Below are 26,977 nucleotides of genomic sequence, written 5' to 3'. Positions count from 1 at the left end.
GAGAGGACCGGGAAGGACGCACCGCTGGTGTACCTGTTATCGTGCCAACGGTAAACGCAGGGTAGCCAAGTGCGGAGCGGATAACCGCTGAAAGCATCTAAGTGGGAAGCCCACCTCAAGATGAGTGCTCTCATGGAGTAATCCAGTAAGGTCTCAGGTAGATTACCTGTTGATAGGCGCTAGGTGGAAGCTCAGTAATGGGTGCAGCCGAGGCGTACTAATAGACCGAGGGCTTGACCTCATTATTTAACGTTGCTGTGCAGTCTTCAGGGCTCTGCCCTCACAGTTTTCCTGGTGCTTTTGGCGCGGTGGAACCACGCCGACCCATCCCGAACTCGGTGGTGAAACGCTGCTGCGGCGAAGATACTTGGTGGGTCACTGCCTGGGAAAATAGCTCGGTGCCAGGTTAATATTCATAGCAAAGCCCTCTTGGATAATATTACAAGAGGGCTTTGCTATTTTATAAATGTGGAATGTTTTGGATGGCCTATGCCCATTGTCGTGGCTGAAAACCTGAGCAAGGTTTATCCAGTGGCGGTTAAAGAACCGGGATTCAAGGGGACGCTGCGCCATTTCCTGCATCGCACTTACCGCTTGGTGAAGGCTGTTCAGGGAGTTTCTTTTCAAATTGGCTCAGGCGAGGTGGTGGGATTTTTAAGGCCCAATGGAGCGGGGAAAACCACTACACTGAAAATGCTCACAGGGCTAATTCATCCCTCTTCTGGTAATGTTCGGGTGGCTGGACAAGTCCCTTTTCGGCGCGAAGAAGCCTTTTTGCAAAAAATCACTTTGGTTATGGGGCAAAAGCAGCAGCTACTCTGGGATTTGCCTGCCCTAGATTCCTTGAAGATTAATGCTGCTGTTTATAACATATCCGATCGCGAATTCCGGCTGCGGGTGGGGGAACTAACTGAGCTGCTGGCGCTTGAGGGGAAGCTGACTCTGCCTGTACGCAAGCTTTCTCTGGGTGAACGCATGAAAGCCGAATTACTTGCCGCACTTCTGCACCGCCCTCAAGTACTCTTTTTGGACGAACCGACTCTGGGACTGGATGTTAATGCTCAGGTTGCGGTACGGGACTTTTTGCGCGAATATAACCAGCGCTACCAAGCTACGGTGCTTTTGACGAGTCACTATATGGCGGATATCACTGCTCTTTGCCAGCGAGTTCTGCTGATTCACCAGGGTCAGCTAATCTACGATGGTAGTCTGGAAGGTTTGCTGGAGCGCTTCGCCCCTTATCGAGAAGTTAAAGTGGAGCTAGCCCAAGCTTTGTCCGAAACTGAGTTGTTGCGATACGGCGAACTGGAAGCTGTGGAAGGTCGGGAGGTGCGTTTCTTGGTGCAACGGCAAGATCTCACCCGGACGGTGGCTAGGATACTGGCGGAACTGGAGGTGCTTGATTTGACGGTGACTGACCCGCCGGTTGAAGAAGTGATTGGTCGAGTCTTTCGTGCAGGGGTAGCCTGATGAAAGGGATTGTCAGAAAAGCTAGAGTGTTACTTTCGGTGTATTACGCTCAGATGGTGGAGTACCGGGCTGAACTGGTGTTGTGGGTTTTGTCCGGGTCTTTGCCGCTGATTTTGATGGGAATTTGGATGGAAGCGGCGCAAGGTGGGCGGTTCGGATTGACACCAGTGGTGTTTTCTCGCTACTTTCTGACAGTTTTCTTTGTGCGACAGTTGTCTACGGTCTGGGTGATTTGGGAATTTGAGAAAGAGGTGGTGGAAGGAAAGCTTTCTGCCAAGCTGCTACAGCCTCTAGACCCGGTTTGGCACCACGTCGCCGCTCATCTTTCTGAACGAGTTGCCCGGTTGCCATTTTCCCTTTTGTTGGTGGTGTTGTTTTTTATACTGTATCCCCAAGCTTTTTGGTTACCGAGTTGGTCAGGCTTTTTGCTGTTTGTGCCAGCAGTGGCGATCGCATTTGCGCTGCGTTTTCTAATCCAGTATACTTTTGCTATGTTCGCTTTTTGGATCGAGCGAGCTGCTGCGATCGAGCAATTCTGGTTTCTACTATATCTATTTCTCTCCGGTATGGTTGCGCCTCTGGAACTTTTCCCAGATAATGTGCGGGAAGTGGTGCTTTGGACTCCCTTTCCCTACCTGATTCATTTTCCAGCAGCGCTTTTGGTAGGTCTACCTGTGGATCTGGGAAGAGGGTTTCTAGCGATGCTAGGTTGGTTTTTGGTGTTTTTTGTCGGGAACCGCTGGTTGTGGCGTCGGGGACTGAAACGGTATTCGGGAATGGGAGCATAATTGATTTTAGATTTTAAATTTTAGATTTTGGATTACAGTGTCAAATTTAAAATTACAACCGGGCTACCAGTCTAAGCTGGGAGAGTGGAACCCCACCCCCTGCCCCTCCCCGCAACAGGGAGGGGAGTATTTCTCCCCCCTCTCCTCCAGAGGAGAGGGGGGTTAGGGGGGTGAGGTTTGTCCGGGCGATAGTTGGTAGCCTATAACCCCAGATAAACGCTGATGATGCTGTCTGTGTTTATCTGTGATTAAAATTCCAAATATGAGACGATACTTGCGGGTGTTAGGGTTGTTTTGGAGTACGGCTATCGCAGCTGAGATGGAGTACCGAGTTAACTTCGTTTTAGCTGCATTAAGCAGTGTAGGAAATTTTATAGGTAGCTTGTTCAGTCTCTTTCTTTTCTATCGCACTGGCTACACTTTTCAGGGATGGAGTTGGGAAGAAGCTTTGGTGGTACTGGGAATATTTACTTTATTACAAGGCTTTTCCAGTACTTTCTTAGTTCCTAATCTAAACCGCATTGTTCGGCAAGTTCAAGAGGGTACGCTGGACTTTGTGCTGCTTAAACCTATCAGCAGTCAGTTTTGGCTTTCGACTCGGAGTGTTTCACCTTGGGGAATTCCAGATTTACTGTTCGGTTTCGTGATGATTGGCTACGCGGGTATACGTCTCGATATCGGTATAAGGGACTACTTCGTGAGTGCTATTCCGCTTCTCTTTGGTATTGTAAGTCTCTACAGTCTGTGGTTTATGCTGGGAGCAACTAGCATCTGGTTTGTCAAAATATACAATGTTACTGAGGTACTCAGAGGTCTGCTGGAGGCGGGACGATTTCCGATAGTGGCTTATCCTACGGCTTATCGTTTCTTCTTTACTTTCGTTATACCTGTAGCATTTTTGACTACTGTGCCAGCGGAGGCGATGCTGGGGCGGGGTGAAGTTAGCTGGGTGTTAGGTGCGGGTGTGTTGGCATTGGGGCTGTTGTTTGCTTCCGTGGGATTTTGGCGGTTTGCATTGCGTTTTTATACCAGTGCATCGAGTTAGAGGTGGGGAGAAAAATTGAGTTTTACTGAATTAAACGCCATTCACGAGCATCAACAAATTGAGACAAATGACCCACATTTGTTGTGGCAATTATAACCTCATTTCCATCATTTGCTTCCCATATTGCCTGAGCCGCTAAAATTACATCTCCATCAAGTGCATTAGGTTCTGCCGTTGGCTTTCCTGTCCGCCTTGCATCTGCCCACAATTGCGCCGCTAGAAGCATTACTTCTGTAGTCAGTGGACGGTATGTAAGCGCAATTTTAAACCGATCGAGTTTTCTAATACCTGCTAATTTACCTGCCCGGATTAATTCGCGCCGTATCTCATAGTCAGCAATTTCAGGTAAGATTACTGCCTCGCCTCTTTGTAGCAAAGATTCTAGCCAGAGTTGACACTCTAAATATGGGTTTTGCTTTGGGATTTGTCACCATTCCCAATGGGCAAGAATCTAAAATAATTACTCTACTCATGGAAATAATCGTCGATTAGAAAGCCGATCCTCATCCAACACCTGCTCAAGGTACTCCGCAGTTTCTTTTTGTTCATCATCATCATCATCTTCGCGCCACGACCGTAGCAACTCAATTGCCGCTTGATTTCTCTTAATCCTCTCCTCTTGCGAAAGCTTAGTAATATCAATTTTATCAAACTCTTCCGACACTCTTGGCTCCACCGTTACCGCCTCCCGAAACAGCCGCACCATCTGAACTAACTTCGGCCAATGTTCCCTGGGAGTTTGCTGAATCTCGCGAAGGATCTCTGCTATTGCTTCGCTTAAGTGAGCTTCTGGATTAGGAGCAGAAGACGCTATATCGGGTAAACTCTGTTTAGACATAATTACCTCTTTTATTGCATTCAAATCGCAAGACGATCGCACTGTCATTATAAACTTAATCTGGGCATTTCCACCACTGCCTTTCGTCAACACTACGTTTTTACAGTCAGTGAAGTGTAGGTTGGGTTGAGGAACGAAAACCAAAATTAATCCAACATTCGCATTGGGTTTCACTTCCTTCAACTCAACCTACGGGGTGTTCACTACTACTAGCGTGAGCGAATCGCCTTGATAGTGTTTAAAGTGTTTTTTGTATCAGTCCTATTCATTAGAATAAGGAAAGCTGCTCTGCCAGGACAAATTTTTCCTTAATCCGCTCATGGCCTGCATTCAGCGCCTCTACATAGTCGTCTGGTACAAACCATTCAGCTTTCCAGTTCAGGGTAAGTTGAGGGACAACAAAGCCCGGAAACTCTTGTTGTAGTTCATCATAGGAACGGATATTGAGAGTAAAACCGCCTTCGCTTTTGATTCCAAATGCAATTTCAACCCCGGTAAAATAGCTGTCATAGTCCGGGCGAGCGATGCCAAGTAATGGCGCATATTCATCCCACATTTGAGTCACAGGACAGGAAAACGTTTTTCCTGCCATAAACGCGCCGGCAATCCGGTTATTAGGGGCTGTCTCATATAAAAGCACCAATGTACCCGGACGGATACCCAAATCGCGCTTGCGTAACTCCATCTGTTTTGTTCCAGAAATCAGCCGCTCAGCATAAATCCGCTTTATACTCAAAACTTTAAGCCATTGATAGTAAGCCACTACTCAACCCCCCTAATCTTCTTTACGGCCTCATAGGGAACCCTTTGAAAAGACTGAGGTGGGCCATTGAGAATTTCCTTCTCTCTAGCTTCCTCAAGCATGATGGGTTGTTGATACAACATAAACCGCTTCAAGCTCAGGGATTGAATTTCCTTAGCTGAAGGATACATCCCGAAAAATTCAGTCTCGGATAGAACGCCTGAGTTCCCAAGTCGAAAAAAAAGTTCCTCAGCAGTTCCTATTTCGCGGGAAGTAATAACTGCCTCTCCAACAATTGCTGTTACCGGGGAACTGGCATAGATAAACACAGTAGAATCATCCAAGTCTGCCTCTACAAAACGTGGCGTACCAAAATATATCCATGACCGACCAACCCTTCTGATTAGAAAGGATGGTCGGACGGGTAGGATATAAAATTCATTCTCAATGCCGCATATTGCCGGGAAAACTAGAGATCCCCATTGAGAGCGGGAAAACTGCTTTCTTATCCCTTCAGCCTGCAATGTGATACCAGCAGACGTGGCAGTGCAGTGCCAAGAACCACCGCTCTGAGCAATCGGCAGTGCAAACATCTCTTCCAACCCGCTGGGGAGCGGCAATAGGGAACGAGCGACTACTTCAACGTGAGCAGGTGTTTCCTGTGCTTGTGTCACCATAATTTTAGTCAAAAAGAGTTCATCTTCACGATCGCGCCCGTAGCATTGTCTGCCCACCCCCTCCAATAGGAATCCAAAGCGATTGAAAAAACCAAGCAGGTCACGCCGAACTGTGGACACCACCACACTAGCAAACCTCCTGATGCGCCACTGCTCCAAGCAACGTAGCATTAAGCGCTCACCCACCTGTTCACCGCGAAACTGAGGCAAAACAAACAAGGTAGATAGCTTGGCACGGTGTTCTGACTTTTGCTTCCAAATCGCCAAGCCCATCCAGTCTTCCCCCTCTATAGCTACATTGATTACTGTATTCTCATCCGCAAGTGTCCGGTTCAGCCAACTCGCAAAGCCAGGATATTGAGGGGATAGAGCACTTTCAAGCTCTCTAATGAACGAGTCAGGGATCTGGTTTCGGGCCGTCGCTCCTAAAATGGTTCTGATACCGTAGGCTCTTTCCAGACGATCGAGGACTTCCTCGCGTGTCCCCGATTCCAATACACTATCAACCCGTCCAAAATACTGGAAGTCACGGATCAGGCTGCACCGTTCCAACTGCTCCAGAAATGTATCCAGCAAAGTCCGATTGTCAAATTTAAACCATTCCCTGCCTGGAGCATTATCTATCCATTGCCCGCACTGTTTCAGATGGTTGTGGATCAACATTTCTATCCCACGATCTGGGACGGCAACAGCACACAATAAAACGGGTTGCTCAGGGTTGGAAGTGCCCACCTGTGCGCTTACTCGTTCCGAAGCTGCCTTTTCTAATTGCTCACCAGTAGTACGACCAATTTTTACGAGTAACCCTTCTTGTGGGTTCAAATAAGCTGGGAATGAATAGGCATAGATGATATCCAATTATCAAACTCCTGCTTGTTATCTTGCTATAATTAGCATAGCAATTTTTCTAAAAAATTAACAATTTTTCTTTCATTTTGCTCAAATAAAGTTTTAGTTAAAAAGCCGTGTCTATTCAGTCGCTTTGCTTTTTTTCTGCTTCTCTGATTTCCTGCATTCGCTTTTGATATTTATGAGCGATCGCTGTTGACATTTCACACATTTCTCTAGCTGACTGTTCAAAATCTTTGACCAGTTCGAGGATTTCCAACATAGTTTTTTCATTCGGTAGCTGTTTCACAATCATAGTCATTAGAAAAATCGATACGTGCGTCAACACGTACCGCCCTTTACACCTCCAATTTAACTTTCCGAGATTCCTCGATCGCCGCTTGTCTTCTTGCTTCTAGCCGAAGTCGCCATTTTTCATCTATTTCTGTTGCCATATCGTACAAAGCTTTAGCTTTTTGTTCGGCATTTTTCGCAAGTTCCAGTAGTTTATCGAGTGTTTCATCATCCGGTAATTCTTTCATTTTCATCACTCCAAACTAGCGTTAATATCTCTTACAGCTATTTTAGTCTCCAATACCTGACCCAATAGCGATCCCAAATCTTCTCCGCCTTCCTGAATGTCCGCCGCTGTCACATCGGTTGCTTCCAGTCGTTCAATAGTAGTCTGAATACGTCTTCTGGAAATTTCTACGAAGAATAGGGCGTTATTGAAAAAAGCAAAGAACTGAATCATTCTAGCATTATCTGGGAACCGAGACAATATAGGTCGGACTAGATTTAGTCCCTGCGTTGCATCAGTCTCAGTCTCGGCTAGTTCCCGGTTTAGTCGATCGATTAGATCTTGAATTTCTGATGGAATCGGCATTTAGAAGCATCCTGATTTCACCTCATTAGGATATCATTAAAGATGATGCGATCGCACTCCGAAAAATAGGCTATTGCTAACTCCAGAAAAAGTGCGATCGCACTTTTTTGCTACCCTTAACCGTTGCTTTAGCCTCCCCGAACCCCAGATTTGGGGAGAGGAAAATCTTGTTCCCCCCAGATTTGGGGGGTTAGGGGGGCGATTTAAGTCGATCGATCGCCACTTCCAACCTTTCAGGTAAGATAAAGGACGGACGCTTCTACGCTCAGGTCGAATCCAAGTTGCCTATATTTGGCTTTAACATTGACCGCATTGCCACGATCCGCCAAGCACGCCGCACGATCGAACCTGACCCCGTTGCAGGGGCGGTATTGGCAGAACTCGTCCATCTGCGGGAAGTATAGACGGCATATCCAAGACAGGGATGTGCGAATATGGCGACAGACGGTACGCACTCATCTAAACTTGGAGATGGCGGCTACTGACGAAATGGTGGCGATCGTCCTGGAGTGAAGTTTTAAAGTGAACGTTGTCCAAGGAAATAACTGATGACTCAAAGTGAAGCAGAAGTACGTTCTCAGAAAGTAGAACAATTGCGATTGGCAGGTATAGAACCTTATCCCAGCGAATCATATCAGCGATCGCACACCACACAGCAAGTTAGAGAATTATTTAGTCAGCCAGGAAAAGAACTCAACAACGGAGAAACCGATCCTGAAGCACTCGACCTCCGGGTTTGCGGTCGCATTACCTCCAAGCGCGATAGTGGTAGCATTATCTTTATTGATATGAAAGATGCCACTGACAGAATTCAACTCAAAATCGAGAAGAAATTAGTCAAAGGCGAACCTGGTCTTGCTTTCAAACAAATTGAAAAACTACTCGATGTAGGAGATTTTATTGGCGCTGAAGGAATTGGCTGTCGGACAAATCGCGGCGAATTATCTATCCAAGTACGCGAATTGAAACTGTTATCAAAAGCAACAATTCCTTTCCCTGATGCTTATTACGGAGTCAACGCGCCAGAAACTTGTCGCCGACATCGGGAAATGGATCTGGCTGGAAACCCAGAATCTTTCAATCGCTTTGTACTCCGCAGTCGCATCGTTCAAAGTATTCGCTCATACCTCGGCGATGCCGGTTTTTATGAAATAGAAACTCCAGTTTTGCAAGCCATTTATGGAGGTGCTGCTGCTAGACCCTTCATCACCCACCATAATGCTTTAGACGTAGATTTGTACTTGCGAATTGCTACGGAACTGTTTCTAAAACGTGCAGTTTGCGGTGGATTTGAGCGGGTTTTTGAACTAGGTCGCGTATTTAGGAATGAGGGAGTTGACAGTACCCACAATCCCGAATTCACATCGTTAGAAGTTTACCAAGCTTATGCAGATTACTTCGATATTTTGGAAGTTGTAGAAGATGTGATATGCTTTGCGGCGGCTGCTGTTTTTGGGGATAAAAAAGAAATTGAATACCAAGAACAGTTAATTAGTCTAGAACGACAATACGATTACAGCGAAAAACATCCTGGTTTTGGCGGCAAACATTGGCAAGTCAAGACGATGGTGGAAGCTGTAAAAGATGAAACAAAGTTAGATTTTGATGTGTTAGAGTTATCGGAGGCGATCGCAGCTGCCGAAGAACTAGGATTGCACCTTTCTAGCTTAGAAAAACAAAGTTTTGGTTATGTACTTTACGCTGTGTTTGATCGGCTAGTTGTCTCAAACCTGATTCAACCAACTTTCATCATTGACTTCCCCGTTGAAGTGAGTCCGCTAGCCAAAGGACATCGCAGTAAACCAGGTTTTGTAGAACGATTTGAGCTATTTATCGCTGGCACGGAATACTCTAACGGCTTCTCGGAATTGAACGATCCGAAAGAGCAAAGAAAGCGTTTTGAAGAACAATTGGCTCAGAAAAACGCAGGCGATGAAGAAGCACATCCAATGGATGAAGATTTTATTGAAGCTTTGTCTTTGGGAATGCCAAATTGTGCCGGAATGGGAATAGGTGTAGACCGACTTGTGATGCTGCTGACTAATACTCAAAGTATTCGAGATGTGGTGATGTTCCCAACGATGCGCCCCATAAAAGATGGTTCAAATCCGTAAATTTTAGGCTTTAAAGCAGCAGCAGAACAAGCGTGGAAGCAGTTGTGCTGCTGTTGGCTTCTGTGGCGCTACCCAAAACCAGATCAGTATTGGAGGTGGTGCGATCGCAAACATTAACAGGAGTTACAATTCAAATAACTTGGATGTTCTCCACCAGTAATCTTGTGCTGGTATTTCTACTCTCAATTAGGTAATGTGAGACTATGCAAGATGGCTCAATCCAACTTCTTGTCGAAACGGAAAAAGATATCCAGCTTGTGACTTGGATTTTAGAAGCTGCTGGATATCCTGTAGAAAAAATCAAACTTAATGCGATTAGAGGCCATAAAAACCTTAAAGAGTTTTTAAAAGGTCTACCTTCTGATATTGCAGAAAGTTGTGCAGTTCTAGTTGATTCAGACGCAGGAAGTGTCCCCGATGCTGTATCTAGTGCTAGAAGAAAGTTAAGTAATCCACCTGTAAAAGTTTTCTGTGCGATGAAAGAAATAGAGGCTTGGCTTTTTGCAGATGATATCGCAGCACTAGAGAATACAAAAACTCAATGGGGACGGGAAGTGATACCTACGCTTCTATTACCAGAAGATATCCCTACTCCCAAAATCCATGCGGAATTGGCTTTTGGAAAAAATTTGAATTCCTGGGATTTTGTTAAGAATATCAATATTGATAGAGCTTCGGCAAGATCGCCGTCCTTGCGTGAATTTTTGACAGGTATCAAAAATATGTTGGCAGCACAACCAACACCTGCTTTACAAAGCGTTTCTCGTAACATCAGTCGGGATGTTTTCTCTGGACTTATCCGGGAAGTTCTACCTGCAAACACAGTAATTTGGCGAACTGCAAATGGAGAATCATTTACAGCAGATGAACTTCGGAAGCAGATTGAGGAAGGTACAGATATTGGTCAACAATATGCCTCAGATGTACTTCGAGTAGCGAGGGATTTTCTTAAGAGAATGGCTAATAGGAGAGAATCTTAATGATCTTCTTTGTCCCCGCATACGATCTATCGACCCAGGCAAATCTGACTATTGCGAAGCTAATCATCACATCGAATTGTGTCACGCTATTCGAGAAGAAAGCAACAAAACAGGAACTCATATTAGCGTTGTGTAAGGCTGACGTGCCTCTGTTCGCGATGTCTCACGGTGTTCCTGATGCCTTGAAAGCCCAAAATGGGGAGGTCGCCCTTTCAAAGAATGATGTACACCTGCTAGGTGAACGTCAAATTTACGCATTTGCTTGCCACACAGCAGCTGAACTCGGCAAAGATGCGGCAAACAAAGGAAGTATCTGGTGGGGATATTCAGATACGATTTCATGTGCGATCGATTTGCCTGCTTTGAGTTCTGTTTTTACTGATATATTTACGTTTATTAGGGATAATTTTGAGACAGCTACATCTCCTGAAGATAGGCAGACAATGCTTGAAGAACTTAAGAAAAAGTGCGAGGCAGCACAAGATGAGGTCGATCGCATTGATTCTAAAATTGAAATTACTGAAATCATGGAGGTGTATAGAACACTACGTCATATTTGGGACAGACTCCGAATCTGGATACCTAATGCTCAACAACCAGAAAACCATCCACAGGTTTCAAGTCCTTCTCTTCCTTGGGGTAATTAGACTTACAATACTCAAGAGCAACACTCTCAACCTTTTAGGTAAAATAAAGGACGGACGCTTCTACGCATAAGGAGAATCCAAGTTGCCTACACTCGGCGTTAACATTGACCACATTGCCACGATCCGCCAAGCGCGGCGCACGATCGAACCTGACCCCGTTGCAGCGGCGGTATTGGCAGAACTCGCAGGTGCTGATGGCATTACCGTCCATCTGCGGGAGGATAGAAGGCATATCCAAGACCGCGACGTACTCATATTGCGGCAGACGGTACGCACTCATCTAAACTTGGAGATGGCGGCTACCGACGAAATGGTGGCTCTAGCACTTGACATCAAACCCGACTATATCACCCTCGTACCCGAACGCCGCGAAGAAGTCACCACCGAAGGCGGACTCGATGTGGCAGGACAAATCCAGCGCATGAGTGATATTGTGACTAAATTACAAGATGCCGGAATTCCCGTGAGCTTGTTTATCGATGCGGAACCAGCACAAATTTATGCTGCTGTCAAGGTAAAAGCCAAATTTATTGAACTGCATACGGGCAAATATGCCGAGGCCCATGATGAAGCGAATCGGGAGAAGGAATTAGAGGTGTTAGCCAAAGGGTGCGAATATGCTCTAGCATCTGGTTTGCGAGTAAACGCCGGACACGGACTCACCTATTGGAACGTTTACCCAGTTGCTTGCCTAAAAGGTATGGAAGAACTCAACATTGGTCATACAATTATTAGTCGAGCCGTTTTAGTCGGACTAGAGCGAGCCGTCCGCGAGATGAAACAGGCTATGCGGGGAGAGTTTTGAGTTTTGAATTTTGAGTTTTGAATTGAGATGACAACTTACTACTACGTTTTAGCGAGTCAGCGCTTTTTGCTAGAAGAAGAACCTTTTGAGGAAGTGCTGAAGGAACGAACCAGAAACTATCAAGAGCAAGAAAAACAAATTGATTTTTGGCTTGTCTTGCAGCCCGCTTTCCTGGAAGTACCGGAAATGGCCGCTGTTAAGGCAAAATGCCCCCAGCCAAGTGTGGCGGTAATTTCCACCAATCCTCAATTTATTACTTGGCTCAAACTGCGATTGGAGTACGTAGTCACCGGAGAATTCCAGGCACCCTCAGAGAAGATCCCCGATCCCCTCGCTTCCTTAGCGCCAGTCTCCTAACACCCACTTATAATTAGTCAACGGTCATTTGTCAGTCGTCGTTTGTAGAATTCTGCAATAAAAATTGACAAATGACACTCGCTCAATGAAAAAGCTATGCGTGAAATTGCGATCGAGGGGTGCTACGCGGCGCTGATTTTTGCCACAGCTATGGCTGGATTGCCAGGATTTGTCGTTGAGTCGAAAGCAGTCGCCCAGACAGCAACACCCCCTACAGAGAATTTACCTGCCTATAATCCCAAACCGCTGGGAACTGGTTATGCGGTGCTGATAGATTATTTCAACCAGCCAGAACTTGCAGATCGGGTGCAGCAAGCGTTAAGGAAGGACGTAGGTTTAGTTTCCTACGGACAACGACCCTACTTACTGGCGTTGCATACCAGCAATCAAAAGGATGCTACAGATACTTTGAAGGCGTTAAGCGATCGCGGTTTTTGGGTCATGGTAGTCGATAGCCAAAAGGTAACGCTGCTGCGATCGCAAGTAAGTAATTCCAAATTTTAGATTAAAGATTTCAGATTTAAAAATTCAATTTGAAATCTGCAATCTAAAATTTGAAATTTTTAATAAGCTGGCCCAGCCAAGCAGGAAATAGTTATGCCTAGCGCCGAGCCTACAATCACTTGAAAAGGCGTGTGTCCGAGCAATTCCTTCAGACGGTCTTCGTTAAACGTAGGATGTTCTCGAAATAACTCATCAATAATTTGATTGAGGATGCGAGCTTGCTTACCGGCAGCCTGACGCACCCCAGCAGCGTCGTACATGACGATGATGGCAAAAATGGTTGCCAGTGCGAATTCGGGACTAGCCCATCCGACCGTCTGACCCACACCAGCCGCCAAGGAAGCCACTAAGGCGGAATGGGCGCTAGGCATACCGCCAGTTTCCACCAAAACTCTTACAGTCACCTTACCGTGCTGGATAAAGTGGATAACGAGCTTCAAGATTTGAGCGATTAGACAAGCTAAAAGAGCAACCAGCAACACCCGGTTGTCTAGGATGTGGCCAAAGTCCTGCATATCGGTTTTGGATTTGGGATTTAGGATGCGTGGATTCTTAAGGTTCTGCTGTTCGCTTTATTGAGGACGGGTTTATTATAGATTGTCTGGTTAAATCCGTCCTCAAAGAGTTTTAGTGAGTGCGAGTGGTGATAAAATCTGCGATCGCCTGTAGCGGTCGAGCCTTCTCTCCAAACGGTGCCATTTGGGCCTTAGCAGCGTCAACCAGTTGCTGGGCTTTTTGCTTAGATTCCTCCAACCCCCAAAGGCTGGGATAAGTTGCCTTTTTAGCTTGGAGGTCTTTGCCAGCCGTTTTGCCCAACTCCTCGCTAGGTCTGGTGATATCGAGAATGTCATCCACAATCTGAAACGCCAGCCCGATATTCTCAGCATAACGGGATAGGCGTTGCAAATCCATTGCGGATACCCCGGCTATAATCCCACCGCAAACCACACAAGCTTCCAACAAAGCGCCGGTTTTGTGAGTGTGAATAAAGTTAAGAGTTTCCAGCGTAATATCTGGCTTTCCCTCAGATTCCAGGTCAACCACTTGGCCACCAACTAACCCGGCTGCACTCACAGCACGCCCTAATCGGGCAATCACCTGTAATAGCCGTTCCGGTGGAACGATTTTAGTTTCAGCCACAACCTCAAAGGCATAAGCTAACAAACCATCCCCAGCCAAAATCGCAATATCCTCGCCATAGACCTTATGATTGGTCAGTTTGCCTCGCCGATAATCGTCGTTGTCCATTGCCGGTAAATCATCGTGGATCAACGACATGGTATGGATCATCTCTAAGGCACAGGCTGTTGGCATAGCCATATCCAGCGTACCTCCAGCTAGTTCGCAAGTGGCTAGGCAAAGGATGGGACGCAGGCGCTTACCCCCGGCCATTAAGGAATAGCGCATGGCCTCATATATTTTTTCAGGATAGGTGATGGGGACGGCACGCTCCAGAGCTGCTTCCACCAAAACCTGTCGCTGGGCTAAGTAAGCCGATAGATCAAAGGTAGGGGATTCCCCCTGTGGCGAATGCTTGTCATCCGTAGCTACCATCCCTCGATTCCTTGAGCGTGTCTATGTCCGTAACAATTTTACAGGGAATTGGGTATTGGGCTAGGCGCAGAAGAATTGCAAATTTTAAAAAAGCAGATTTCAGATTGAGATTAAATCTAAAATCTAAAATTGCCCAGTCCCCATTAACTTTTCTGGCTGTAACTCCAGACGGTATTTTGCAATAGGATGGCAACAGTCATGGGGCCAACGCCCCCCGGCACAGGGGTGAGAAATTCGGCTACACTCTTCACTTCATCGAAGTTGACATCTCCCACGAGGCGAGAATTTCCGGCATCATCGGTAATACGATTCATGCCGACATCGACAACGATCGCTCCTGGCTTGACCATATCACCTGTAATGAGATTTGGCCGACCCACAGCTGCAATCAGAATATCGGCATTGCGGGTAATGGCGGCTAAGTCGTGACTGCGAGAATGCGCGATCGTCACTGTAGCATCAGCTTCCAGCAGCATCAAGGCCATCGGCTTGCCCACCAAAATGCTGCGTCCCACCACAACGGCTTGTTTGCCTTTGAGGTTAATTTCATATTCCTCTAAGAGGCGCATCACCCCAGCTGGAGTACAACTCCGCAATCCCAGTTCCCCGCGCACCAAGCGCCCCAGGTTAACTGAGTGGAGTCCGTCGGCGTCTTTGTTTGGATCGATTTGGTGGAGTAGCGCTATGGCATTGAGGTGGTCAGGTAGCGGCAGTTGTACTAAAATGCCATCAACGCGATCGTCTTGATTCAGCGACTGAATGACTTGCTCCAGTTCTGCCTGCGTAGTTTCTGATGCGAAATGCTGCCCAAAGGAGGCTATGCCGACTTTTTGGCAAGCTCGCTCTTTATTCCGCACGTATGCGGCGCTGGCTGGGTTATCGCCAACCATTAGCACGGCTAGACCGGGCGATCGGCCTATTTTCGGGTGCAATTCCTGAATGCGCTGTTGTAGTTCAGAATGAATTTTTTCAGCTAGGGTTTTACCATCTAATAATTGGGCAATTTTAGCGTCCATTGGAGTGTAAGTGGCATCCATGTCTGTGGCAATCCGCTCTTATCAGTTTCGCATATTTACTTCGCCTTTTGAAGTCCATCACAGAAGGAAACGGCTATGAAGCTAACAAAAATTCAGGTAGGGCGATATGGCGCGATCGGGCTGCTGTTAGGAGGAGTATTTGCTTGTGCGATCGGTTTCTTTTCGAGAGACAATGTACCCGTCACCCAAATCAATCAACTGCAAAAAGATCGGAATACCGATGCTACGGTTTACCTTAAAGGTAAGGTGGTTAAGCAAGTTCCTTTCTTAGGAACACGAGCTTATGAATTGCAAGACTCAACTGGTATTATCTTGGTTATAACTAACGAAAAATTTCCCCAAAAAAAGGAAGTTTTAATCAAAGGTAAGGTACAGTACAAAAGTATTCCTTTAGGTGGTCGCGATTTAGGGGAAGTTTATGTTAAAGAACAGGAACGGCTATAACTGGATGGAGTATGAGTAACGAACGAGTTCATGTAGCGATAAGCGGGAACGATTTTAATGATATTTGAAGCAGCGCCGATTGCTTGGCATAACGGAAAACTCGTTGAACGCGAACAAGCTGCACCCTCGATTGCTAGCCATTCTCTTCACTTAGGTGTTGGAGTTTTTGATGGCTTAATGGCTTACTGGAATAGCGATCGCTATTATATTCATCGCTTAGACGCACATCTAGACCGCCTTCGCAATGGTTCCACGCAGATGGGGCTGGTATTTTCGTGGTCGAACGAAGACCTTAAAGCAGGTATTTTATCACTTTTAGATGAAATACCTGCAAATAATTATTATATTAGACCGATAGTTTACCGTTCAGTACCACAGCTGAACTTTAGCGACACAATGCCTGTGGATGTAACAATTTTGGCAGTTACTATTGCACGCGATGTAGACAAATCTCTTACTTGCCACATCTCCCCATTTGAGCGTGTTTCCGGTTGCGCCATTCCAGTTTCATGGAAAATATGTGGAACTTATGTAAACAGTTACTTAGGTCGTCGCGCTGCGGAGGTAGCTGGGTTCAATGATGCTATCATGCTCGATCGGGAAGGTCGAATTACCGAAGCTGCTGTAGCCAATATTTTTTTCTTGCAAAAAGAGACAGTTATTACACCTGCGCTTACTCCAAATATTTTCCCCGGTATCACTCGATCCACACTGCTTGATGTTGCAAATTCTTTGGGAATAGAAGTGATTGAAAGGGATGTTTTCCCTTCTGAATTAGAGAACTTCGACGGGGCTTTTTTAGCTGCCACTATGATGGAACTGAAGCCGTTAGCAACTATTCATCCCTATCGGTATGATTCGTCTAACCATCCGCTATTTCGTCGCTTTTTGAAGGAGTTTCGCGAGATTACCCACCAATAAATGTATGTATGGATTTACGATTAATAAGTAATAAATTACAAAAGTAATTAGGTCTGAACTTTAAGCAATGAGTAGCAAATTAGTCCATGTAGCGATCGCAATTCTATATCGCGACAACCAGTTTCTCCTACAACTGCGAGACAACATCCCCACTATAGTATATCCCGGTCACTGGGCGTTTTTCGGGGGACACATCGAGCCTGGTGAAACCCCAGAAGACGCCGTTAAGCGGGAACTCATAGAGGAAATTGGCTACTCACCGCCTACAGTATCGTTTTTTGGCGATTATCCCGATCCCAACGTTTTGCGCCACGTTTTTCACGCGCCGCTTACGGTGGAACTCGAAGATTTGGTATTAGGAGAAGGTTGGGATATGGGATTATTAACACCCGATGAAATTCGACTGGGTAAGCGTTATTCTGAAAAAGCAGAACAGGTGCGACCTTTGGGATCTCCACATCAAAGAATTTTGTTAGATTTTATAGAGAAAGGTAAGGTGATGGTTTGAAACAAGGGTGTTTATGCGATCGACTCTAGCATGGCGATCGCACTTATCTTAGCACTAGGCAAACCCGGCATTTAAGACCACGATACTCTTTGGTTCCGCAGTGAGGAAAAGGTAAGCTTCAGAACTTACCTTTTCCTCACATTCAATGCAGGTCAATACTTCAGCCATAAATTTCTCCTCTTGCTTCAGTCGCAACGTAGCCACAAGATCAGACTGCTTTTCGCGATTCTATCACAGGAGTCGAGCCAGTCTAACTTTGGGGGTTGACCTTTTTAGAGTCAGGGGGTAATATACCATAGGTTGTCAAGTCTGGCACTGCTGTAGAATGATGGAAAAAAAATATGCCGTTCGTCAGCTAAGCGATCGCACCTGATATTTTTTAATCTTTCAACTTTTGGCAGACTTTAGGCTTTTAATCAAATTAATAAGATAGAAGATAGATTTTGATGAGGCTGTAAATGGCAGAGGTTATGGAAAAACCTATTCGGATTCTGTTGCAGACGACAATTCCGGCGACAGAAGATGACTGGAGTATCGATCGCTTCTCATTGTTGCGCGACTATCTCGCTTCTGTCAAAGACGACGAGGGGAACTACCTCTTTGAAGTCACGGCGCGTAACCGAGAATCGGACGCTGAAAGCAATGACCCCATTTTGAGCAACCTCGGCGAGTCGGATTTCGACGAGTTATGGCTGTTTGCAGTCGATGTCGGTGACGGTTTGACAGAAAAAGACCATTCAGGCATTACGGCATTTCATAACCGTGGCGGTGGTCTTTTGGCGACGCGAGATCATCAGGATTTAGGTTCGTCTATCTGCAATCTCTGCGGTGTTGGTGCGGCACACTTTTTCCAAAATTATAATCCCGATCCAGACGAATCTCGTCGCGTCATTGATGACATCTACACGAATAATATTTCTTGGCCGAACTATCACTCTGGACGCAATGGCGATTATCAAAAAATTACGCCCAGGGAACCTGTTCACGAATTATTGAAAAATCCTGCTTCGCCTGATGGAATAATTGAATTTTTCCCGGCACATCCCCACGAAGGCGCGGTAGGAGTTCCTCCAGGCGAAACCAACGGGCGTGTAATTGCGATCGGCACTAGCCAGGTTTCGGGACGAGAATTTAATCTCGCTGTTGCCTTCGAGTGGCCTAAAGATGCTGATGGGAACGGGCAAGGACGCGGGGTGGCAGAATCGACTTTCCATCATTTCTGCGATTATAATTGGAATGCGGATATAGGTTGTCCCAGCTTTGTATCCGAACCTCCCGGTAATACAATGAAGACAGAAACACGCGCTTTAGAAGATATCAAAACTTATGTGCGTAACGTAGGTTTGTGGTTGGCAAATAAAACGCCATAACCGGAATTTCAGATGGCAAATTTCACATTTGCAATCCAAAATCTAAAATCCCAAATCCAAAATCGAATGACTGACCAACCCAGAACCCGTCAAGAACTGTACGATCGCATCCGCCAATCTTCCAGAGAAGAGGTGATCCTTGAAGAGATGATTCGCCTTGGGTTCTGGCCCGCCCAAGGCGAAATGCCGCAAGATCCAGCTGATGAAATTCGTCGTCGTGGGGAAATACAGGCAGAACTTAGCGACCTCTACAAGCAAAACCGCATCCTCAACAGTGAAGAGGCACTCAAGAAGCAGTTATATCAGCAAAGACTGGAGGAGTCGCGGCGCAAGCGTCAGGAAACGAAAGAACGTCGGGAACGGGAAAGGCTAGAACGCGCAGAAGCTTGGCGACAAAAGAACCAGGAAGATATTGTTTATTTAGGCGATCGCGTTTCCGGCGGACTCAACTATACCGAATGCAATCAAGAACGTTTGCAAAGTTATGGCTTGCCGATTTATAACACAGCCGAACAAATTGCCGCCGCGATGGGAATTAGCATCGGACAATTACGCTTTCTCGCCTTTTCCCGCAAAACATCTCCAATTTCTCACTACATTCGCTTCAAAATACCTAAAAAGACGGGAGGCGATCGCATCATTTCAGCCCCAATGCCACGGCTAAAACAAGCGCAACATTGGATACTTACTAATATACTAGAAAAAGTCGAATTACACAACGCCGCCCACGGTTTCCGCCAAGGTCGTTCAATTGTTAGTAACGCACAACCTCACGTCGGTGCAGAAGTTGTAATAAACTTCGATTTAAAGAACTTTTTTCCTTCAATTTCTTATCGACGAATCAAAGGACTTTTGCACGCGATCGGCTATTCGGAAGCAGCCGCCACAATTTTTGGCTTACTCTGTACAGAACCCGATGTTGAAGAAGTTGAAATAGATGGAAAAACTTATTATGTAGCACTTACCGAACGCCACTTACCCCAAGGCGCACCCACCAGCCCAGCCATTACTAATATACTCTGCCGCCGACTCGATCGCCGCCTCACCCAAATGGCAGAAGAATTGGGTTTTGTTTATACTCGCTACGCCGACGACCTAACTTTTTCTGCCTCTGGCGATAACCTCCGTCATATTTGTAACGTATTGAGACGCACCGAATCAATAGTCGAACACGAAGGTTTTGTGATTAATGAAGAGAAAACCAGAATCCTTCGCAATTCGCGACAGCAAGATGTAACTGGAGTTATAGTTAACGATAAAGCAAATGTTGATAAGAAAACTCTCAAACGCTTTCGGGCCACTTTGTATCAGATTGAAAAAGACGGTTTGTCAGGGAAACGCTGGGGTCATTCTTCAGATTTAATTGCCTCAATTCAGGGATTTGCTAACTTTGTGGCAATGGTTAATCCCGAACTTGGTGCAGAGTTTAAAGAACAGGTGAGACGAATTAGAGAAAAATATAGATAGGGGCATAGTTCTACAATTTCGATCTACTTGGGTTATAATCAGTGACTAAGTTAAACTCTTTCCCAAAACCTAACTGTTTTATCCTTACTACCACTTGCTAGCGTTTTACCATCAGGACTAAAAGCAACTGATGTCACTGCTGAATCATGTCTAGGAACAATCATGGATTGCATAGTCTCAACATCCCAAATTTTAATATAACCGCGATCATCTCCACTAGCAATTAATTTACCATCAGGGCTAAAAGCAACTGTTCTAACTTTACTTGAGTGTTTTCCACTCTTTAATTCTTCAGCCCTAGAGACATCCCAAAGTTTAATACTAAAGTCATCGCCACCGCTGACAAGTATTTTACCATCAGGACTAAAAGCTAATGAATTTATAGGTGATCTATTAAGCGAACCTGGAAAACTTTTAATCTTTCTTCTACTGTTCCAATTCCAATACTCAATCCTTCCCTCACCATCCCCAATAGCAAAAATAGAGTTATCTTTGTCTGGGCTAACAGCTATAGCCCTGATCTCACTGAAAAAGCCCTGAATTGGGTCTCCCCATTTGCCACCGCTTTTAACATCCCAGAAAAAAATAGTTCTATCTTTACCGCCACTAAGTAATATTTGATTGTCTGGAGTAAAAGCTACCGCTAGAATTCTACCGAATTCATTGTTTTTATGTCCATTAATTTCTTTATGCTCTCTTTTTGCCTCCTCAATACTCCATATTTTTATGACATTATTATCTCCGAATTTAATAACTCCAGTAGCCATATACTGACCATTATGGCTAATAGTAATTGGAGTAGGACACATTGTGAATTTAATATCTTCGTTCTGAAAAATAGTATTCTCGGTAGTTTCAAAATTACTGATAATAATTGTTTGTTGGTGTTCGTATCTAATCGCAACAGAGTTACTTTTGGGTAAAAATGTCACTGATGTAACTTCAGCATCAAAGTAATTAGTCCGTTGGCTTCTCCATTCTTGACTTCTACTATTTTTTCTATGATGATCTACTGCTACAGGAACTGGTACTTGAGGTCTATCTACTACCTCAATTACCTCAATTTTTGGCTTTACCTCAATTACCTCAATTTTTGGAACAACACCATAAGGCTGTAGTCTCTGATATTGTAGGCAAAATTCAGAACTATCTTGTGGTAAGCTAAAACATACTGAGGGTGTAGCAGGTTCAGACCTCGTACATTCCCAAAATTCACGGTAAGGTTGAATAAGCATTCCGTGAGCTATTTCGAGAGCATTTTTGGTGACTATAACATCTGGGATTAATCCCTTAATAACAATTCCTTCAAGTAAAAGGATTTCTCTACCAAATGAATCTTTTAAAACTCCACTTCCTTCAATTCCCATGTCTTCCAGAGTGGTTTCAATCACTCGAAATACTAGGGTAAATTTTCCAACTTTAGATTTATGTATTTCTCGGTAGAAAGCCACATTTTCTGCTGTTACATTACCACCGGCTGTGTTGGCAAGAATCTTGGTATCACCAATTTCACACATAAAATCAGGAGCGACTATTGTTCGATAGTCAAGGTAGCGATTACAGCTAACTAAAAAAGGCCAACCATCTAAATTGTTCATAAATGTATTACGAAGATAGATCGGAATCCGGGAAACTTATATAAAGTTTGTTTTGGATCAAATTAAAGCTGTTGACAACAGATTCAAGGGCGCTTCTCTCATCGCCTATTTTATTCAATGTTTCAGCTTGTTTCTGACGCAATTCCTCACTTCTGTCCGCAGCTTCTTTTTTCTTTTGTTCGGCAGAACCTGCCCAATTTTTAATCCCAGGAAAACCTCTTAACCATCCTGGCAAATTTTGACTAATTTTTTCCGTGTTGCTAAGACTAGCTGTAACTGTAGTCGATCGGTTCCTTTCTTCAGATGCCCTTTTAGCAAGTTCGTTTTGTTGATTCTGGATCAAATCTGGTAAAATACAAGCTAAGGGAACTTCTACCTGAAATGGCTTAGGCAGTTTTCCTGGAATTTTTGCCATACCCCCACCAGGTAAAGGTTTTGCGAAACCTTGCCCAACCGAACTAACAGGAATTAATCTGGTTAAAAATCGATCTTCTTTGCGCCTTGTAACTAGATTCTTAAATGTCTCACTAGATTCTAATAACTTCTCTCTTACTTGTTTTAAAGAATATCCACTACTTTCAACAATATCCCATTTGCTAATGACAAAATGAACTGGTCTTGTACTCCCTCTCATCATTATATCAAGCATATTCTTTAACTCATTAATAAGCCATACTACTCCGTCTGGTTCTTGACGCATCAACGCACAAATTTTAGAGCCGTCTAACAATCCGAGTAGAATATCAGCACTTTCTATCTTTCGATTAAAATCAGAGTCGTCTTCCATCTCTTCTTCAGTAATTCTACCGCCTGCGTAATCGAGATAGACAAACTGGCAAGCAGAGTATTTAGTCCTATTTCTGTTTATGGAGCAGGTAAAAATCCAGTCTGAAATTTCTTCACGAACCGTACCCGGAGGCCATTTTGTTTCTGTAGCGACTTCGGTGTATATTCTATTCAGTTTCTTGCGCTTTTCACCATCAATCTCTAGAAAAAATCCCCATTCCCCTTGACTGGATAACTTCTGAAACATACTTCCCAAATATACTGTCTTGCCAGAACCACGAGGCCCCAGCATAATAACTCGATAACTGTACATGGATTTTACTACCTAATAATTTTATTGGGACAGCCTTTTTTTTTAGCCTACCTATCTAAAATATATGAAATCAAATATTGGGGGATATAGCAATTGAATTTAATGGGTAATTTGCAAATTGGGAATTTGGGATTTAATGGGAATTAATAGGAAAAAGTGCCATTTAGTTCCTCAAAGGTCAAAAAGTGTGGTAAAGTGGTGGTGTGTTAGACCCAAATATGACTACACCTAGACTTATGGAGCTTGAAGAATCTGTAAAATTGATCGATAACGAGATATTTGCTAAAACAGGAAAACGTCTTGACTCTCTCCAGATATCTATATTAGAAGCTACTTCGCAAGGTAAAAAGTATCCAGAAATAGCCAAATACCGCTGTCTCCTAATCCTTGATAACGTACAAACCCTCAATAGCAGCGGACAATTAGCGGGAACCTACCGACCAGAATATGAAAATTACAGCACATTTTTTAAACAAATAGGAGAACTATCACATAACAGTTGTTTAGTGTTACTGAGTTCGGAGCAACCTAGAGAAATATCCGTCTTAGAAGGCGAAAATAAACCCGTTAGGTCATTACAACTCAGTGGATTAGGTGCAGATGCAGTGGAAATATTGCGAGAAAAAGGATTAGCTGATGAGGAAAAATGGTCACAACTAATAGAACTTTACAGAGGTAATCCTTTGTGGTTAAAAATAGTTGCGACAATGATTCAAGATTTGTTTAACGGCAGCGTTTCTGAAGCATTATCTTATGATACTCCTTTTTTGGGAGATTTGGAAGCAATTTTGTCTCAGATTTTCAATCGCTTAACTAAATCAGAAATACAAGTAATGTCTTGGTTGGCTAGTGAAAATCTGCCCGTTTCCCTGGTGAAACTGCGAGATTGTCTGCAATTATCTCAGTCTGAGTTATTGAAAGTAATACAATCTTTGGGACGGCGTTATTTGATTGAAAAAGTTAGGGAAGGTGACTGCGTACTTTTCACACTTGGGCCTGTTGTTAGGGAATACGTGAATATTTTTAAGAGTTAGCGATCGCCTATAGCCATTGTACGCGATCGAGGTAAAGTCATTTCCATCCTACCGCCAACTATTCGCAGACTATTTTGGAAAGGTGTGGAAGTAGAAGTAATTGACATCAGCAATGATGCTAAATTGCCAGCTAATTTAGTGGCAGAATTAGTCTTGAATGCTCCAGAAATCGTCCGCAATTTTTTGCACATTCGGGAAGTACCAACACAGCATATAGGACTACTCTACATCAATCAAGAATTTCAAACACTACTCCAGCCAGGGATACACGCTTGGTGGATATTTGGACGCTATTTGCAAACGGAAACAATTGACCTCCGCCTGCAAACTATGGAAGTATCCGGTCAAGATATCCTCTCTAAAGATAAAGTACCTCTGCGCTTGAATTTAACTGCTGGTTTCTGCATAGTAGACCCATTGAAAGCAAAAAACAGCTTGTCAGATGTGGCTGGTTTCTTATACAAGGAATTACAATTTGCTTTACGTGGAGCAGTTGGCGAACGAACCCTAGATGGCTTACTGGAGGATAAAGGGGCAATTGATAGAAGTGTCGCTGAATACATTCGTCATAAAACCGCAAACTATGGAATTGAATTTGACTCTGTTGGGGTAAAAGATATAATTCTCCCTGGTGAAATTAAGACTATCTTGAGCAAGGTTGTCGAGGCGGAAAAAGCTGCCCAAGCTAACGTAGTGCGTCGCCGTGAAGAAACTGCTGCGACTCGCAGTATGTTGAATACCGCTAAAGTGATGGAGGATAATCCTGTCTCGCTTCTCTTTCTTCCACCAGCATTTGAGTTAGTAACGCTTGTCCTTCTCGCAAGTCTCCAACTAAGATACGAAGGTTTGCGATCCCTTGAGCGTTCGCCTCAACCATTCCTGCTAGTCGATCGAGCCTTTCATCATTCCATCGTTCTGTTGCCATAGTATCCTTGCTTCCTATCTAATTGATTTTTGGCACTCATAGTACGGAGATCTCCATTGCCGATTATTATACCTGGGTCTACTTGTCGGTGTTAGTGCTGCGAGTGACACTGGGAAAATTTTTTGTTCCTATTTAGATAGAGATAAAGCTATTTACGTTAAGGGATATAGTGATATCAGATATAGGTAGGTAGCCCAGATAGTATCTGATACAACATTTGGCTTCAAGCTTAACCTAATCTAAAAAACCAGAGGACTGAGTTGACAGAGGAATTTCCACTGTGTCATAGCTATTCAGTGGAGTCACTGTTCCGGTTGTAGTTTGGCCTACGTAGACTTCTGAATCAATCCGGCTAGTAGTTTGGGAACTGACTCCCAGAAAAAAGTTAAGCGAGAATGTTATTGCGGCTGCTAGTATTAGTTTTTCTAACATGATAAACTCCCCCAAGGACAGACGAATCACCGCAGATACACCGTTAGTATTACTATCAACGGTTTTCGCTTAGTGCTACGTGATGGCAATCTTTGAGAGAAGGTGAGAATAATCTTGCCATTAAGTGATTCCGATCACAGCTAATACCCAGTGCTGAGTGCCGAGTACACAGGAAGTACATGAGTGTTCATTATTTTAACAATAATGAAGAATAGGGACGCTGTGGCTGCGCCCCTATTGCTCGATCGTGAATTTGGGCTATACTCAGCACGGTCACAGACCGAGCTTTTTTTTGCCTGTAGGGGCTTTCGCATTCCGTCAAAGATCTTTGGGTTCAACCAACAAATTATTCACGGAATGCTTCGCCCATTTATGCCCGTGCGAAGTATAACTGATTGCCGATCGCATTAAAAAAACAACTGTAGCCCCAGCGTTGCAATACCGCTCAGGAGGTTGAGAAAATTTGAGCCGCCACCAGAGCGTCTGGGTTTGCCAGCTGTTTCGATTCCCTTAGTAACGTCTTGGGCTAATTTGTAACCCTCCAGATTTCCTTGGGCTGTAAACAGTTGTGCCGCGTGCTGGGTATCTGCGAGCGCTGCGGTTCTGTCACCCTGTTGGTAGCGAACCATGCCACGCCCCAGGTAAACTTCGGGATAGTCGGGCTTGATGTTCAGCGCCTGACTGAAGAGTTCCATCGCTCTGCTGTAGTTGTCCCTTTCAGCTTCTGCCATTGCCCAGCGGTAGAAGTCCTCAGCTGTGCCGGTATAGCTGGGCATTCCGATCGCACCCAGGAAGTTAGCATTAGTCAAGCTGGCACCAACCAAATTAGCCTGAGCTAAAACAGTGTCTCTCATATCCACAGCATTCAGATTGGCACCGGTGAGGTTGGCACCTGAGAGGTTGGCACCAAACAGACTAGCGCCTGTGAGGTTGGCACCGCTGAGATCGGCACCTGTGAGGTTGGCACGACTGAGATTGGCGCGACTCAAGTCAGCACCGCTGAGATTGGCGTTTGCTAGGTTACCCATCACCAGTCCAGCATTGCTCAAGTCGCATTTCTGACATTGCTTAGTCGAGAGTAGCTGTCTGATATGTTCGGGATTTGCAGCGTCGGCAGGATTTACCAAGCTAAAAGTCGTCAGTAGTGTTGCACTAGCTAAGAGTTTTGGTTTCATAGGCTTATTGAGGGCGATCGCATCTGAGTCTTTTCTGCATACCAGCATTTTGCTCGCATCAGAGCCATTAGCACAAGTCATTCTATTTCAGTTTTCCGTCTGCTGATGTTCCTGCAACCAAGCTTCTAAATCTGTCATCCGCTCAAAATCCAACAGCGCCTCCCCTAACTCCTCTAACTCAGCGATAGATAACCCTTGAAGTCGCTCTTGCATCTGAGGTTCAAGCGAACCGATCCGACGATTCAACAGACGTATAATTAATGCCAATTCTCCTTGTTGTTGCCCTTGTTGTTGCCCTTCTCTCAATATTTCTTGATACCAGGGAGATTCCCGCAATACAGCCATATCCCACCTCATAATCTGCTGAACTAAACGAGTCTCTAACACAAAACCTGCAAAGAAAGCTAACAGTGGTTCTAATTCGCTCAATTGTTCATTGGTACGCAACAGCTGCAAAGCACGCCGCACCATAGACTCTTCCCCACCGCCCCTCAGCACTGGGCTCTTTGAGAGTTGTTATGCCTCTGCTCCTCTGCCCCTCTGCTCCTCTGCCCCTCTGCTCCTCTGCCCCTCTGCCCCTCTGCCCCTCTGCTCAAATAGCATAGTAAATACGCAAGAGCCATATCTGCCTATTTAGGCATGGTGTGGATTGGATAGTTAGGCTTTTATTTTAAGCCGATCGCATCCTCATTCTTCACCCGCCAGCCATAAGATGAATTTTCTTAGCTTTAA

At 44.8% G+C, this 26,977-nt stretch carries 33 protein-coding genes, 2 rRNA genes and 1 pseudogene; 20 read left to right on the top strand and 16 right to left on the bottom strand.

The genetic code is table 11. The annotated features are described in order from the left end of the window. The 5 genes from LAY41_RS27460 to LAY41_RS27440 all read left to right on the top strand — a co-directional run. Positions 1-241 (top strand): 23S ribosomal RNA (locus LAY41_RS27460); the annotation flags it as partial. A gap of 49 nt (positions 242-290) precedes the next feature. Next, positions 291-407, top strand: a 5S ribosomal RNA gene (rrf, locus tag LAY41_RS27455). Positions 408-489: 82 nt separating this feature from the next. After that, positions 490-1,470 (top strand): ABC transporter ATP-binding protein, encoded by a 981-nt coding sequence (locus tag LAY41_RS27450; protein ID WP_249105043.1) that lies wholly within the window; start codon positions 490-492, stop codon positions 1,468-1,470. Further along, a complete protein-coding gene (locus LAY41_RS27445; RefSeq protein ID WP_249105041.1) occupies positions 1,470-2,258 on the top strand; it encodes an ABC transporter permease in 789 nt (262 codons plus the stop codon). Before LAY41_RS27450 ends, LAY41_RS27445 begins: the two co-directional genes overlap by 1 nt. Positions 2,259-2,520: 262 nt before the next feature. Then, a complete protein-coding gene (locus LAY41_RS27440) occupies positions 2,521-3,303 on the top strand; it encodes an ABC transporter permease (RefSeq protein WP_249105039.1) in 783 nt (260 codons plus the stop codon). A gap of 22 nt (positions 3,304-3,325) precedes the next feature. Here LAY41_RS27440 and LAY41_RS27435 read toward each other — a convergent pair whose 3' ends face one another. The 7 genes from LAY41_RS27435 to LAY41_RS27405 all read right to left on the bottom strand — a co-directional run bounded on the left by LAY41_RS27435 (position 3,326) and on the right by LAY41_RS27405 (position 7,274). Further along, complete coding sequence (locus LAY41_RS27435) at positions 3,326-3,679, bottom strand: PIN domain-containing protein (protein WP_249105036.1); 354 nt, start codon at positions 3,677-3,679, stop codon at positions 3,326-3,328. Positions 3,680-3,772: 93 nt separating this feature from the next. Further along, on the bottom strand, positions 3,773-4,315 hold the full coding sequence (locus LAY41_RS27430; RefSeq protein ID WP_249105034.1) for a hypothetical protein: 543 nt from the start codon (positions 4,313-4,315) through the stop codon (positions 3,773-3,775). A gap of 94 nt (positions 4,316-4,409) precedes the next feature. Then, positions 4,410-4,904: a hypothetical protein gene (locus tag LAY41_RS27425; protein ID WP_249105032.1), complete on the bottom strand. Its 495-nt coding sequence runs from the start codon at positions 4,902-4,904 to the stop codon at positions 4,410-4,412. Further along, positions 4,904-6,418: a GNAT family N-acetyltransferase gene (locus LAY41_RS27420; RefSeq protein WP_249105031.1), complete on the bottom strand. Its 1,515-nt coding sequence runs from the start codon at positions 6,416-6,418 to the stop codon at positions 4,904-4,906. The genes LAY41_RS27425 and LAY41_RS27420 overlap by 1 nt, the downstream gene beginning before the upstream one ends. 115 nt (positions 6,419-6,533) lie before the next feature. Beyond that, positions 6,534-6,710, bottom strand: a complete 177-nt coding sequence (locus LAY41_RS27415) for a hypothetical protein (RefSeq protein ID WP_249105029.1) — start codon at positions 6,708-6,710, stop codon at positions 6,534-6,536. Positions 6,711-6,747: 37 nt separating this feature from the next. Beyond that, a complete protein-coding gene (locus LAY41_RS27410; protein ID WP_249105027.1) occupies positions 6,748-6,930 on the bottom strand; it encodes a hypothetical protein in 183 nt (60 codons plus the stop codon). A 5-nt stretch (positions 6,931-6,935) separates the two neighbouring features. Continuing rightward, complete coding sequence (locus LAY41_RS27405; RefSeq protein ID WP_249105025.1) at positions 6,936-7,274, bottom strand: hypothetical protein; 339 nt, start codon at positions 7,272-7,274, stop codon at positions 6,936-6,938. A 281-nt stretch (positions 7,275-7,555) separates the two neighbouring features. Between LAY41_RS27405 and LAY41_RS27400 the strand changes: the two are divergent. The 8 genes and pseudogenes from LAY41_RS27400 to LAY41_RS27365 form a co-directional block, all read left to right on the top strand. After that, positions 7,556-7,784 (top strand): annotated as a pseudogene (locus LAY41_RS27400) (pyridoxine 5'-phosphate synthase); the annotation flags it as partial. 38 nt (positions 7,785-7,822) lie between these two features. Next, positions 7,823-9,388 carry a lysine--tRNA ligase gene (gene lysS / locus LAY41_RS27395; RefSeq protein WP_249105023.1) on the top strand — a complete coding sequence of 522 codons (1,566 nt, stop codon included), beginning with the start codon at positions 7,823-7,825 and terminating at the stop codon, positions 9,386-9,388. Between the two features lie 32 nt (positions 9,389-9,420). Next, complete coding sequence (locus tag LAY41_RS27390) at positions 9,421-9,582, top strand: hypothetical protein (protein WP_249105021.1); 162 nt, start codon at positions 9,421-9,423, stop codon at positions 9,580-9,582. 9 nt (positions 9,583-9,591) lie between these two features. Then, positions 9,592-10,368: a DUF4276 family protein gene (locus LAY41_RS27385; RefSeq protein ID WP_249105019.1), complete on the top strand. Its 777-nt coding sequence runs from the start codon at positions 9,592-9,594 to the stop codon at positions 10,366-10,368. Beyond that, positions 10,368-11,015, top strand: a complete 648-nt coding sequence (locus LAY41_RS27380; protein ID WP_249105016.1) for a hypothetical protein — start codon at positions 10,368-10,370, stop codon at positions 11,013-11,015. Before LAY41_RS27385 ends, LAY41_RS27380 begins: the two co-directional genes overlap by 1 nt. 82 nt (positions 11,016-11,097) lie before the next feature. Then, positions 11,098-11,820, top strand: a complete 723-nt coding sequence (locus LAY41_RS27375; RefSeq protein WP_249105014.1) for a pyridoxine 5'-phosphate synthase — start codon at positions 11,098-11,100, stop codon at positions 11,818-11,820. Positions 11,821-11,847: 27 nt separating this feature from the next. Further along, positions 11,848-12,177 (top strand): MgPME-cyclase complex family protein, encoded by a 330-nt coding sequence (locus LAY41_RS27370; protein WP_249105012.1) that lies wholly within the window; start codon positions 11,848-11,850, stop codon positions 12,175-12,177. A gap of 96 nt (positions 12,178-12,273) precedes the next feature. Next, positions 12,274-12,681: a hypothetical protein gene (locus LAY41_RS27365; RefSeq protein ID WP_249105010.1), complete on the top strand. Its 408-nt coding sequence runs from the start codon at positions 12,274-12,276 to the stop codon at positions 12,679-12,681. Positions 12,682-12,740: 59 nt separating this feature from the next. On the opposite strand, the gene LAY41_RS27360 is transcribed toward LAY41_RS27365, so the two are convergent. The 3 genes from LAY41_RS27360 to folD all read right to left on the bottom strand — a co-directional run bounded on the left by LAY41_RS27360 (position 12,741) and on the right by folD (position 15,251). Then, a complete protein-coding gene (locus LAY41_RS27360) occupies positions 12,741-13,196 on the bottom strand; it encodes a divergent PAP2 family protein (RefSeq protein WP_249105008.1) in 456 nt (151 codons plus the stop codon). Positions 13,197-13,308: 112 nt separating this feature from the next. Further along, complete coding sequence (crtE, locus tag LAY41_RS27355; RefSeq protein WP_249105006.1) at positions 13,309-14,235, bottom strand: geranylgeranyl diphosphate synthase CrtE; 927 nt, start codon at positions 14,233-14,235, stop codon at positions 13,309-13,311. Between the two features lie 143 nt (positions 14,236-14,378). After that, positions 14,379-15,251 carry a bifunctional methylenetetrahydrofolate dehydrogenase/methenyltetrahydrofolate cyclohydrolase FolD gene (folD, locus tag LAY41_RS27350; RefSeq protein WP_249105047.1) on the bottom strand — a complete coding sequence of 291 codons (873 nt, stop codon included), beginning with the start codon at positions 15,249-15,251 and terminating at the stop codon, positions 14,379-14,381. A gap of 96 nt (positions 15,252-15,347) precedes the next feature. On the opposite strand from folD, the gene LAY41_RS27345 reads away from it, so the two are divergent. From LAY41_RS27345 to LAY41_RS27325, 5 genes are all read left to right on the top strand, one after another. Further along, a complete protein-coding gene (locus tag LAY41_RS27345; RefSeq protein WP_249105004.1) occupies positions 15,348-15,716 on the top strand; it encodes a hypothetical protein in 369 nt (122 codons plus the stop codon). Between the two features lie 57 nt (positions 15,717-15,773). Further along, positions 15,774-16,637 carry an aminotransferase class IV gene (locus LAY41_RS27340; RefSeq protein ID WP_249105002.1) on the top strand — a complete coding sequence of 288 codons (864 nt, stop codon included), beginning with the start codon at positions 15,774-15,776 and terminating at the stop codon, positions 16,635-16,637. A 67-nt stretch (positions 16,638-16,704) separates the two neighbouring features. Further along, positions 16,705-17,145: an NUDIX hydrolase gene (locus tag LAY41_RS27335; protein ID WP_249105000.1), complete on the top strand. Its 441-nt coding sequence runs from the start codon at positions 16,705-16,707 to the stop codon at positions 17,143-17,145. Between the two features lie 470 nt (positions 17,146-17,615). Then, positions 17,616-18,515 (top strand): hypothetical protein, encoded by a 900-nt coding sequence (locus tag LAY41_RS27330; protein WP_249104999.1) that lies wholly within the window; start codon positions 17,616-17,618, stop codon positions 18,513-18,515. Between the two features lie 66 nt (positions 18,516-18,581). Further along, complete coding sequence (locus tag LAY41_RS27325) at positions 18,582-19,982, top strand: reverse transcriptase family protein (protein ID WP_249104997.1); 1,401 nt, start codon at positions 18,582-18,584, stop codon at positions 19,980-19,982. Positions 19,983-20,032: 50 nt separating this feature from the next. Here LAY41_RS27325 and LAY41_RS27320 read toward each other — a convergent pair whose 3' ends face one another. Together LAY41_RS27320 and LAY41_RS27315 are read right to left on the bottom strand one after the other, a co-directional pair. After that, positions 20,033-21,580 carry a WD40 repeat domain-containing protein gene (locus tag LAY41_RS27320; protein WP_249104996.1) on the bottom strand — a complete coding sequence of 516 codons (1,548 nt, stop codon included), beginning with the start codon at positions 21,578-21,580 and terminating at the stop codon, positions 20,033-20,035. 7 nt (positions 21,581-21,587) lie between these two features. After that, positions 21,588-22,679 (bottom strand): hypothetical protein, encoded by a 1,092-nt coding sequence (locus LAY41_RS27315; RefSeq protein ID WP_249104994.1) that lies wholly within the window; start codon positions 22,677-22,679, stop codon positions 21,588-21,590. 218 nt (positions 22,680-22,897) lie between these two features. Here LAY41_RS27315 and LAY41_RS27310 point away from each other — a divergent pair, with 218 nt between their 5' ends. Further along, positions 22,898-23,713 carry a helix-turn-helix domain-containing protein gene (locus LAY41_RS27310; RefSeq protein WP_249104992.1) on the top strand — a complete coding sequence of 272 codons (816 nt, stop codon included), beginning with the start codon at positions 22,898-22,900 and terminating at the stop codon, positions 23,711-23,713. An 84-nt stretch (positions 23,714-23,797) separates the two neighbouring features. Next, entirely contained in the window at positions 23,798-24,640 is an 843-nt protein-coding gene (locus tag LAY41_RS27305; protein ID WP_249104990.1) for a slipin family protein, read from the top strand. 232 nt (positions 24,641-24,872) lie between these two features. On the opposite strand, the gene LAY41_RS27300 is transcribed toward LAY41_RS27305, so the two are convergent. The 4 genes from LAY41_RS27300 to LAY41_RS32455 form a co-directional block, all read right to left on the bottom strand. Then, on the bottom strand, positions 24,873-25,070 hold the full coding sequence (locus LAY41_RS27300) for a hypothetical protein (protein WP_249104989.1): 198 nt from the start codon (positions 25,068-25,070) through the stop codon (positions 24,873-24,875). A gap of 407 nt (positions 25,071-25,477) precedes the next feature. After that, complete coding sequence (locus LAY41_RS27295) at positions 25,478-26,326, bottom strand: pentapeptide repeat-containing protein (protein WP_249104987.1); 849 nt, start codon at positions 26,324-26,326, stop codon at positions 25,478-25,480. 6 nt (positions 26,327-26,332) lie between these two features. Then, the gene (locus LAY41_RS27290) at positions 26,333-26,716 is read right to left on the bottom strand and encodes a DUF4351 domain-containing protein (protein WP_249104985.1); all 384 of its coding nucleotides are present in this window, start codon (positions 26,714-26,716) and stop codon (positions 26,333-26,335) included. Positions 26,717-26,736: 20 nt separating this feature from the next. Further along, on the bottom strand, positions 26,737-26,868 hold the full coding sequence (locus tag LAY41_RS32455) for a hypothetical protein (protein WP_275974430.1): 132 nt from the start codon (positions 26,866-26,868) through the stop codon (positions 26,737-26,739). Positions 26,869-26,977: the final 109 nt, after the last annotated feature.

It is taken from the genome of Argonema galeatum A003/A1, assembly GCF_023333595.1.
Classification (GTDB): Bacteria; Cyanobacteriota; Cyanobacteriia; order Cyanobacteriales; family Aerosakkonemataceae; genus Argonema; species Argonema galeatum.
Note: the sequence above shows the minus strand (reverse complement) of the source record. Positions and strands in the feature narration are given on the sequence as shown.

Coding starts and splice junctions, on each gene's coding strand:
- LAY41_RS27445 (WP_249105041.1), top strand. CDS start 1,470: ATGAAAGGGATTGTCAGAAAAGCTAGAGTGTTACTTTCGGTGTATTAC.
- LAY41_RS27335 (WP_249105000.1), top strand. CDS start 16,705: ATGAGTAGCAAATTAGTCCATGTAGCGATCGCAATTCTATATCGCGAC.
- LAY41_RS27450 (WP_249105043.1), top strand. CDS start 490: ATGCCCATTGTCGTGGCTGAAAACCTGAGCAAGGTTTATCCAGTGGCG.
- LAY41_RS27345 (WP_249105004.1), top strand. CDS start 15,348: ATGAAGCTAACAAAAATTCAGGTAGGGCGATATGGCGCGATCGGGCTG.
- LAY41_RS27320 (WP_249104996.1), bottom strand. CDS start 21,580: ATGAACAATTTAGATGGTTGGCCTTTTTTAGTTAGCTGTAATCGCTAC.
- LAY41_RS27315 (WP_249104994.1), bottom strand. CDS start 22,679: ATGTACAGTTATCGAGTTATTATGCTGGGGCCTCGTGGTTCTGGCAAG.
- LAY41_RS27360 (WP_249105008.1), bottom strand. CDS start 13,196: ATGCAGGACTTTGGCCACATCCTAGACAACCGGGTGTTGCTGGTTGCT.
- LAY41_RS27300 (WP_249104989.1), bottom strand. CDS start 25,070: ATGTTAGAAAAACTAATACTAGCAGCCGCAATAACATTCTCGCTTAAC.
- lysS (WP_249105023.1), top strand. CDS start 7,823: ATGACTCAAAGTGAAGCAGAAGTACGTTCTCAGAAAGTAGAACAATTG.
- LAY41_RS27370 (WP_249105012.1), top strand. CDS start 11,848: ATGACAACTTACTACTACGTTTTAGCGAGTCAGCGCTTTTTGCTAGAA.
- LAY41_RS27440 (WP_249105039.1), top strand. CDS start 2,521: ATGAGACGATACTTGCGGGTGTTAGGGTTGTTTTGGAGTACGGCTATC.
- LAY41_RS27325 (WP_249104997.1), top strand. CDS start 18,582: ATGACTGACCAACCCAGAACCCGTCAAGAACTGTACGATCGCATCCGC.
- folD (WP_249105047.1), bottom strand. CDS start 15,251: ATGGACGCTAAAATTGCCCAATTATTAGATGGTAAAACCCTAGCTGAA.
- LAY41_RS27330 (WP_249104999.1), top strand. CDS start 17,616: ATGGAAAAACCTATTCGGATTCTGTTGCAGACGACAATTCCGGCGACA.
- LAY41_RS27415 (WP_249105029.1), bottom strand. CDS start 6,710: ATGACTATGATTGTGAAACAGCTACCGAATGAAAAAACTATGTTGGAA.
- LAY41_RS32455 (WP_275974430.1), bottom strand. CDS start 26,868: ATGGCTCTTGCGTATTTACTATGCTATTTGAGCAGAGGGGCAGAGGGG.
- LAY41_RS27295 (WP_249104987.1), bottom strand. CDS start 26,326: ATGACTTGTGCTAATGGCTCTGATGCGAGCAAAATGCTGGTATGCAGA.
- LAY41_RS27310 (WP_249104992.1), top strand. CDS start 22,898: ATGACTACACCTAGACTTATGGAGCTTGAAGAATCTGTAAAATTGATC.
- LAY41_RS27365 (WP_249105010.1), top strand. CDS start 12,274: ATGCGTGAAATTGCGATCGAGGGGTGCTACGCGGCGCTGATTTTTGCC.
- LAY41_RS27410 (WP_249105027.1), bottom strand. CDS start 6,930: ATGAAAGAATTACCGGATGATGAAACACTCGATAAACTACTGGAACTT.
- LAY41_RS27290 (WP_249104985.1), bottom strand. CDS start 26,716: ATGGTGCGGCGTGCTTTGCAGCTGTTGCGTACCAATGAACAATTGAGC.
- LAY41_RS27385 (WP_249105019.1), top strand. CDS start 9,592: ATGCAAGATGGCTCAATCCAACTTCTTGTCGAAACGGAAAAAGATATC.
- LAY41_RS27380 (WP_249105016.1), top strand. CDS start 10,368: ATGATCTTCTTTGTCCCCGCATACGATCTATCGACCCAGGCAAATCTG.
- LAY41_RS27340 (WP_249105002.1), top strand. CDS start 15,774: ATGATATTTGAAGCAGCGCCGATTGCTTGGCATAACGGAAAACTCGTT.
- crtE (WP_249105006.1), bottom strand. CDS start 14,235: ATGGTAGCTACGGATGACAAGCATTCGCCACAGGGGGAATCCCCTACC.
- LAY41_RS27405 (WP_249105025.1), bottom strand. CDS start 7,274: ATGCCGATTCCATCAGAAATTCAAGATCTAATCGATCGACTAAACCGG.